We start from the raw sequence: 8,134 nt of genomic DNA on the forward strand, positions 1-8,134 counted from the left end.
CCGGGGCGGGGTGCCCGGGCTGCACAGCGCCTGCGGCTATTGCAGGCACTGCCTCGGCGGCCGGGAAACGCCAAGTCTATACCGCGTTCATGGTCAATGGCGGCTTCGCCGATTATCTGCTCGCCGATTCGGATTATGTCGCCCATCTGCCACAGAATATCGGTTTCGCCGAGGTCGCACCGATCATCTGCGCCGGGCGGTGCAATCTGGCAAGACGGCTCGGCGTGGCGGTGGCGGTCATGCGATGGACGAGGACGCGATCGCCGCAAGACCGATGGCGGGGCGCAGGGCGTGCTGGTGACCGACCTGCATGACGGCAAGGTCGGCGGCAGGATCGTTCTGGACATGTCATCGACCAGCCAGACGGGGTGGGGTGCGACGAAATCGGACTCGGCCGCACAGTTCGCTGCCGCTTGATAGCGACCGACTGCGAGGCACAATCACGCCGCCGGTTCCGCAAACACCCGGATCCACTGGCCATCAGACTTACGGATCATCTGGGCCGTGTTTTTTTCCGGCGATTGTGGCGATGGCCGAACGGAAGGCCTCTAACCTGGCCGCGCCAAGCGAGGCCTAATTGCCGCCTTCCGGCGCCTGACGACAGAGCGCCGCGATCTCGGCGGCCTTGTCCAGCCCCGGAATCGCAAGGAAATCCGCGGCCGCATAGGCCGGATCGGGATAGCGGTAATAGCCCTCGCCATCCGCGACGCCGGTCTTTCCTTTGGAGATGAAATGCTCGTCGAGATATTCGGCGTTGCGCAGCATCTGCGCGTCACCATGCTTTTCGCCCCAATACGCCCAGATGTTCTTCATCGTGTTCATGCCGATCACGTCGAGAATGCCAAAGGGCGGCAGGGTCGCGCCGCGATTGGCGATCAGGTAGGTGCGGTCCACGTCCTCGGGCGTCGAGACGCCGTTGGTCACCAGGGTCTGGCACGCGTTCAGCATCGTGTCGAGCCAGGCGTTCAGCACATAGCCGGGGTTCTCCCTGGCGACCGGGATCGGCACCATGCCGATCTCGATGCCGAAGCGGACGGCGGTCTCGTAGGTGCTGTCGGCGGTGCCGGCATGGCCCATGATCTCGACCAGGTTCAGCTTCCAGATCAGGTTCGCGAAATGCAGCGCGCAATATTTCTCGGGGCGACCCGTCGCCTGGGCGAAATCGCTCGGCATCAGCGTCGAGGAATTGCTCATCAGCAGCGTGTGCGCCGGCAGCGCGTCGGCCAGATCGCGATAGGTCGCCGTCTTGACCGCCGGGATCTCGGGCACCGATTCGATCACGATATCCGCCTTGGCCACCGCGGCGGCAAGGTCGGTGCTGTAGCTCAGGCGCGCCTTCGTCGCCTCGATCTCCGCATCCGAGGATCCGAGATCGGCCTTGTAGGTCTCGCCCAGGCGCGCATGGGCCTGGCGGCATTTCTCCAGCTCGGCCGGGTCGGGGTTATAGGCGACCACCGTCTTGCCCATGTAGGCCGAGTGCCAGGCGATCTGGCCACCGAGGACACCGGTTCCGACGACAGTGAGATTCTGTGAGGGATGCATGATGTTCCACCTTTTTTGCAGGCCCGGGAAGCCGCGCGGAACCGTTCCGCGAGTCAATTCCCGGATCGCTTTCGCGCCCGAGCCTACATCCGGGTCATGAGGAAAAAAATGCTGATCTGGCCCGAGCATGAGCTTTCGGCGATATTTCTCGCAGGTGAGGAAAAGGCTGCGCTTTCAAAAGACGATGTGACAATCTGTTGAAATATGATATCTCCTGTGATATTTTAACAAGCATATCTTTGATTGCCGACTGGGCCGCGGGGAGGCCGGAGATGGGATCGCGGCGTGATCCAACCATGAAACGGGAGACGATCTCGCGATGATCAAAAGCATTCTGGTCGCCTGTACCGGGGAAAAACCCTCTGCCGCGGCGATTGCTCACGCGGTCGATGTGGCGGGGCGTTTCGAAGCCCATCTGACCGGCATCCTGCCGCTTCGGCTTGGCCTCAGCCAGCTGGGCGTTCCCGGCTGGTTCCCGGGCGAGCTGAAATCGCAGATCACCGATACGATCAACGAAAAGAATGGCGATATCCGCGAGAAATTCCATGCGCTGGCCGGCGCCAGCCTGGATGCCGGGCGCGTGCACTGGATCAATTCGAATGCGACGGCGGATCAGACGCTGGTGAACTATGCGCGCATGTTCGATCTGACCGTTGTATCCTCGCCGCCCGACCACCGATCCAGCACCGACATTCATCCCGATCTCGTGGCCCTGCAAAGCGGGTTGCCGATCCTTGTGGTGCCCGACGGCGCCGATGCCGGCAGCCTGTCGAAACCCGCCGTCATTGCCTGGGACGGGCAGCGCGCCGCGACGCGGGCCTTGCGCGATTCGCTGGCTCTGCTCCGGGGCCGTCCCTCGGTGTCGATCCTGTCTGTCGCCGGCAGCAAGCTGGGCAAGCCCTTGCCCGGCATCGATGTCCGCACCGTGTTGCAGCGTCACGGAATCGACGCCGAATGGCATGAAATCGAGCGCGGCTCGCAATCCGTCACCGACAGGATCCTTGGCTATTGCCGCGAGGTCGATGCCGGGCTGCTGGTGATGGGCGCCTATGAAAACTCGAAATTCAGCGAGGATCTGTTCGGCGGCGTAACCCGCGACACGCTGTGGCAGAACAAATCCGTGCCGGTTCTGCTGTCCCACTAGGATCCCACGCTGGCGCGGGACCCGCGGCATGCCGCGTGCCTGCGTCAGCTTTTCTTGAATTCGACCAGCACGTTCTGATAGTCGATCGTGCCGCGGTTCTCCAGCTTGTGGGGCGGGCCGGCCTGACGCCACAGCGCATCCCCCGGGGTTTCGGTCGTGGGCTTTTCGCGACCATCGGCAAAGACCATCACATTGTTGTCGCTGGGCACGATCGGGATCACCAGATAGTCCAGATCGTGCCGGTGCCAGTCCTGCGTCGCCCCAGCCGGAAGGCGCAGCGACCAGACACGCACCAGATCGTTTTCATAGATGACCTCGGACCCGACGGGCCCCAACTTCGTGCCTTCGGGCATGATATCCTTGCTCATTCGTCTTTCTCCCTGTTCGGAACGCCAGTCAGCGCGGCGGCATTGGTTTGCAGGATCCGCTTGCGGGTCTCGGGGTCCAGCGCGGCAAGCTGCGCCCCGGGTTCCAGCAACCCCATCGGAAACGGCCAGTCAGAGCCGAAATGCACATTGCCCCGGCCGAAAACCTGTTCAGCCAGGTGCAGGGGCGCCTCGGCATGGCAGATGCAATCGACATGGATCCGCGACAGCAGGCTGTCGGGCGGGGTGGCCCGTCCATCCACATCCGGGCGCGCGCTGTCAAAGCCGCGCTGCAGTCTTGCCGCCACCATCGGATAGGCGCCGCCGCCATGGGCAAAGCAGGGCGTGATGTTGCGATGCCTTTCCAACACGCCGCCAAGGATCAGATGGCTGATCGCCACCGCGCTTTCATAAGGATTTCCCAGCAGATTATGCAGATAAAAGGCGCGCAACCGGCCATCGGCACATTCGCCGGGATGAATGAAGACCGTGGCCCCGATGCGGTCGAGCGCGGCCCAGAGCCCGGTGAATTCCGGCTCGGACAGGGCGCGCGCATCGCCGGTGCCGGCGGGCATCGAGAAATGCCGCCACCCCGGCCCGCCCCACAGCCGCGCGATATCGGCGGCAAGCGCGGGGTCCTGCGTCGGCAGATGGGGCAGGGCGGTCAGGCGGTCCGGGTGGGCGCCGGCGATCCCGGCCAGCCCGTCATTCAGATAGGCGCACCATCGGCGCGCCTCATCGCCCCGCAGATGCTGCCGATAGGTCGGCGGCGGCGCGGATATCCAGGCATGCGCCACCTGTTCGCGATCCATCCAGTCCAGCAGCGCCCGGGGCCGGTAAAGCGCGGCCACGCCCAGCTTGTGGCCGTCGATTTCCATTCGCGCGCCATCCCAGCCGACGCCCGGCAGATCGGGCAGGCGGTCGGCATCGACCGGGACAAGATGGGCGTGGATATCAAGCGCGATGGGCTGGGACATGGGTCGGCCTCATCCGCCCCGAAGGATCGCGCGATAGGTGTCGTGCACCGCATCCGGCGCCAGCGGCAGGATCGCCGCGACATGATCGTCGGGGCGCAGCAGCACGACCGTATCCCGGGCGCAGCCGAGGGCCGCGAACAGCTTGCCGCCGACATCCAGCAGCGCGCGCGGCCTGAGGCCGGACTCCAGCGGCGCATCCCAGTTCGACACGACAAGGTTTTTCAGCCCCGGCAGATCATCGGGCAATCGCGGCTTGCGGCGGGCATCGGTGAAATGCAGCGCCACGAAGCTGTCATCGCAAAGATCATGCAGATGGATGCGGCGGCCATTGCCGTCGAATAGCGGCAGATCGGGCATGCGGCTGCCGGGCTGGACGGGCTGCGGCCCCTTGCAGACGATGGACCAGTCGTTCCGGCCATCCACATCCAGCCGCACCCCGAGAAGCGAGCGCGTCATCGCCAGCGCCCATTCCGAGCTGCTTTCGATGCCGCTGGCGGTCACCTCGCCGCCCATCAGCTTGCGCGCCGCCTCGGCCATCTCGCCCGAGCCATGCACCGCCAGCGGGCGCTGCTCGCGCTCATACCCGTCAAGCAGGGCATCCTCGGCCCAGCCCCGCTGTACCCAGGCCAGACGCCAGGGCAGATTGAGCGCATCCAGAACGCCGGTATTCATGCCAAGCGCCCACATCGGCGTGATCAGATGCGCCGCATCGCCGGCCAGGAACACCCGGTGCTCGCGCCAATGGGTCGCGACGCGGTGATGCACGCGATAGACGATGGTGTTGAGCAGCTCCAGCCCGCCGACATCGCCGACGAAACGGCGGACCTTGGCCTCCAGCTCGGCCGGGGCGACGCTGTCCACCCCCGGTTCCAGCGGATAGAGGAAACGCCAGCAATGCGGCTGGCGGATCAGGATCATCCATTCCTCGGGGTCCGAGAAATAGGCCAGATAGGGATAGTCGCGCGGATTCTGCACATCGAGATCGGCCTTGACGTCGATCAGCATGTATTTCACGTCGAGCGTCTGGCCCTCGACCTCGACGCCCAGCCTGGCGCGGATCTGCGACTGCCCGCCATCGCAGGCGATCAGATAGCTGCCCTCGATCCGCACCGGGCCATCGGGGCCGTCGGCGGTCACGCTCACCCCGTCGCCGGTCTGGCTGAAGCCGGTCACGCGGTGGTTCAGCCGCACATCGGCATGTGGCCCGGTCAGACCCTGGGCCAGGACCGGCTCGAAATGATGCTGCGGCAGGTTCAGGACGAAAGGAAAGCGGGTCTGATCGGCCAGCAGGTCCAGCCGGACCGAGGTGCGGCGCTGGTTGGTGGCGCGCTCCAGCTCGCCGATCTCGTCCAGGCGCAGGGCCCGGGCCAGCACATCGGCATCGCGGCCATAGCGGCGGCAGGCTTCGACCGTGCGGGTCAGGATGGTGCCGGCCTTGGTGTCGGAGGAAAAACTGTCGTCCTCTTCCAGCAGCACGAAATCGAGACCGTAGAACTTGCAGGCAAGCGCCATCATCAGGCCCACCGGCCCGGCACCCGCAATGATGATCGGCTTGGTCATGAATCAGTCCTCCGCGGGATCGTCGGCCGGATAGGCATAGTCGCGGCTGAGCATGCCGGCCGTCATCGTCGCCGCGTCCGACAGCAGGAACATCAGCGGGCCGACCACATCGCCGGGCCCGCCGACGCCCAGCGATCCCTTCCAGCTTGCATCGTCGGCCCCGGCATTGGCCTGACGGTATTGCGGCGTGTCGATGACGCCCGGTGAAATCAGGTTGAAGCGGACCCTGTGCGCGGCCACCTCTTTCGCGGCGCTTTTGGCGAATGCGATCAGCGCGGCCTTGCTGGCGGCATAGGCCGAGGCTTTCGGCCAGCCCTGATGCGCCAGCCCCGAACCGAAGGTGACGAACGCGCCCCTGCGCCGCGCGATCATGCCGGCCACGGCCGCCTGATAGCACCAGACGACGCCGTTCAGATTGATGCTCATGACCCGCAGCCATTCGTCCGCATCCATGGCGTGCGCCTCGGTCCGGGGCTGGATCGCGGCACCCAGGACCATGCCGTCGATCCTGCCATGACGTTTCTCGATGCCGCCGATGCAGTGCCGGACGGCCTCGCGATCCGAGATGTCGAGCTGTTCGACCGCGATGCGGGGATCGGCCGCGCGCAATGATGCCATGGCGGCCCGGTCCATGTCGCACACCACCACCTGCGCCCCGGCCTGCGCCGCCGCCAGCGCCAGCGCCCGGCCAATTCCATTGGCGCCGCCGGTGATCACGATCACATCGCCGCTGGCGTCGAATGTCACCTTCATGACGGCTCACTCATGTTCTGCACATCCGTTCCCTCATGCAGATCGGCGGCCACGACCCGGTTGCGCAGCTCGCCCAGCCCCGTCGCACGGACGACCATCTCGTCGCCCGGCTTCAGAAATATCTGCGGTTCACGGGCATTGCCGATCCCCGCCGGCGTTCCGGTGATCACGATGTCGCCGGGCATCAGGGTCATGCCGAAGCTGAGTTCCGCAAGCAGTTCCTCGATGGGAAATGCCATCTGCCGCAGGCTGGCAGATTGCATGACGGAACCGTTCAGCTCAAGCTCAAGCTGGACATCCTCGATTTCCACCTCATGCGGCGTGGTGATCCATGGCCCGATCGGCGTGGTGCCGTCGATGGACTTGCCCTTCAGCCATTGCCCGCCGTGACGACGCTGCAGATCGCGCTGCGAGGTGTCGTTGGCCAGAAAATACCCGAAAATCGCCTGATGCGCATTCGATTTCGTCAGGTTCCGGCATTTCCGGCCGATGACCAGCCCGACCTCGGCCTCATAGTCCCATTTCGCCGAGATATGCGGATCATGCGCGACATCGTCATAGGGGCCGATGACCGCATGCGGGCTTTTGGTGAAAAAGGTCGGTGCCCTGGGGCGATCCACGTCCTGCCCTTCGCGCTTGCCCCGGCTTTCCTCGAAATGGTCCCAGTAGTTCCAGCCGGTGCACAGCACGTCGCGGGAAAACCGCTGGATGGGCGCCATCATGCGCACCTCGCCTAAGGGCACGCTCTGGCCCTGCTGTGCGGCCGTCTGGATGGCCGCACGGCCCTGCGAGATCAGCCCGACCACATCGCCCGCCTCCTCGGGCAACAGGCGGACGGCCTCATCGCCCTCGGCCAGCGCAGCGCGGGCGCGGCCCCGAAATTCAACCGTTCCAAGCCGCATCGCCCGTCACTCCGCCGGCAGCACGGCGATGGCGTTGATCTCGATCAGGTAGTCGGGATTCACCATCATCGGCACCTCGACCATGGTCGAGGCCGGCACCGGCGCGTGGAAATAATCCCGCCGCGCCCGGTGGATGGCCTGAAAGTCGCGCTGGATATCCTTGCAATAGCAATCGACGCGAACGATGTCCTCGAGCTTGCCACCCGCCGCCTCAACCGCCGCCTTGATGTTTTCGCATACCTGCCGGGTCTGGCCTTCGGCATCGCCGATCGCCGCGACCGCGCCGTCGGCCGTCCGCGCCGTCATGCCCGAGATGAACAGCAGCCGGCCCTTGGCCTCGATGATCGTCGCCTGGCTGAAATGGCCGTTGGGCACTGCCAGCTTTTCGGACTGGATCTCACGTTTCATGGATCATCTCCTCGTCTTTCAGGGTTGATAGCGCGACATTGAGCCGTCGCGCCTCGGCCAGCAGCGCCTTGCGCGCGGCCTCGGCAATCTTGCAGTTCCGGCCGGCGGCACGGCGGGCCGTGGCGGCCAGTTCCCCGGGCGCAAAGACGCGCTGCGTCCCCGGAGCGCGCTTCGAGCCCGAGACACGTTCCAGCGCCGCGGCGGTACGCCCGGCAAAAACCGCCGGATCGGTGAAATGCCCGGTATCGATGGCCAGAAAGAACGCCGTGCAGCCATAGGCCACCGACGGATCGCCATAGAGGCCGTTCACCTCGGGGCCGATGCCGCCGCCCGACAGGCCGCCGCCGATCAGATCCGAGTAACGCGCGAAAGTTGGTGATGCCCTGAGGGGCGGCATATCATGGCGGTGTTCAGACGCCGTCAATTCTCAGCCGAGAAAGGGATATGCCACATGTCGGAGACTACCATCAGCACGCTGCCCGA

Annotated in this window: 9 protein-coding genes and 1 pseudogene; 2 read left to right on the forward strand and 8 right to left on the reverse strand. The window is 65.2% G+C overall.

The genetic code is table 11. The annotated features are described in order from the left end of the window. A pseudogene (locus IT41_RS21790) lies at positions 1 to 314 on the forward strand (hypothetical protein); the annotation flags it as partial. A 259-nt stretch (positions 315 to 573) separates the two neighbouring features. On the opposite strand, the gene IT41_RS18640 reads toward IT41_RS21790, so the two are convergent. After that, positions 574 to 1,542 (reverse strand): 3-hydroxyacyl-CoA dehydrogenase, encoded by a 969-nt coding sequence (locus IT41_RS18640; protein WP_036744189.1) that lies wholly within the window; start codon positions 1,540 to 1,542, stop codon positions 574 to 576. Between the two features lie 319 nt (positions 1,543 to 1,861). Between IT41_RS18640 and IT41_RS18645 the strand changes: the two genes are divergently transcribed. Further along, on the forward strand, positions 1,862 to 2,686 hold the full coding sequence (locus tag IT41_RS18645) for a universal stress protein (RefSeq protein ID WP_036744182.1): 825 nt from the start codon (positions 1,862 to 1,864) through the stop codon (positions 2,684 to 2,686). A gap of 44 nt (positions 2,687 to 2,730) precedes the next feature. Here IT41_RS18645 and IT41_RS18650 read toward each other — a convergent pair whose 3' ends face one another. From IT41_RS18650 to IT41_RS18680, 7 genes are read right to left on the reverse strand one after another with little or no spacing between them, the layout of a single operon-like run. Further along, the gene (locus IT41_RS18650; RefSeq protein ID WP_052081789.1) at positions 2,731 to 3,054 is read right to left on the reverse strand and encodes a cupin domain-containing protein; all 324 of its coding nucleotides are present in this window, start codon (positions 3,052 to 3,054) and stop codon (positions 2,731 to 2,733) included. Further along, the gene (locus IT41_RS19625) at positions 3,051 to 4,028 is read right to left on the reverse strand and encodes an amidohydrolase family protein (protein ID WP_052081790.1); all 978 of its coding nucleotides are present in this window, start codon (positions 4,026 to 4,028) and stop codon (positions 3,051 to 3,053) included. Before IT41_RS19625 ends, IT41_RS18650 begins: the two co-directional genes overlap by 4 nt. Positions 4,029 to 4,037: 9 nt before the next feature. Next, a complete protein-coding gene (locus tag IT41_RS18660; protein WP_052081791.1) occupies positions 4,038 to 5,588 on the reverse strand; it encodes an FAD-dependent monooxygenase in 1,551 nt (516 codons plus the stop codon). A 3-nt stretch (positions 5,589 to 5,591) separates the two neighbouring features. Further along, a complete protein-coding gene (locus IT41_RS18665; RefSeq protein ID WP_036744183.1) occupies positions 5,592 to 6,341 on the reverse strand; it encodes an SDR family NAD(P)-dependent oxidoreductase in 750 nt (249 codons plus the stop codon). Then, complete coding sequence (locus IT41_RS18670) at positions 6,338 to 7,243, reverse strand: fumarylacetoacetate hydrolase family protein (RefSeq protein ID WP_036744185.1); 906 nt, start codon at positions 7,241 to 7,243, stop codon at positions 6,338 to 6,340. The genes IT41_RS18665 and IT41_RS18670 overlap by 4 nt, the downstream gene beginning before the upstream one ends. A 6-nt stretch (positions 7,244 to 7,249) precedes the next feature. Further along, a complete protein-coding gene (locus tag IT41_RS18675) occupies positions 7,250 to 7,651 on the reverse strand; it encodes a RidA family protein (RefSeq protein WP_036744186.1) in 402 nt (133 codons plus the stop codon). Then, entirely contained in the window at positions 7,641 to 8,048 is a 408-nt protein-coding gene (locus tag IT41_RS18680; protein WP_036744188.1) for an Ldh family oxidoreductase, read from the reverse strand. Before IT41_RS18680 ends, IT41_RS18675 begins: the two co-directional genes overlap by 11 nt. Positions 8,049 to 8,134 lie beyond the last annotated feature (86 nt).

It is taken from the genome of Paracoccus halophilus (genome assembly GCF_000763905.1).
Lineage (GTDB): Bacteria > Pseudomonadota > Alphaproteobacteria > Rhodobacterales > Rhodobacteraceae > Paracoccus > Paracoccus halophilus.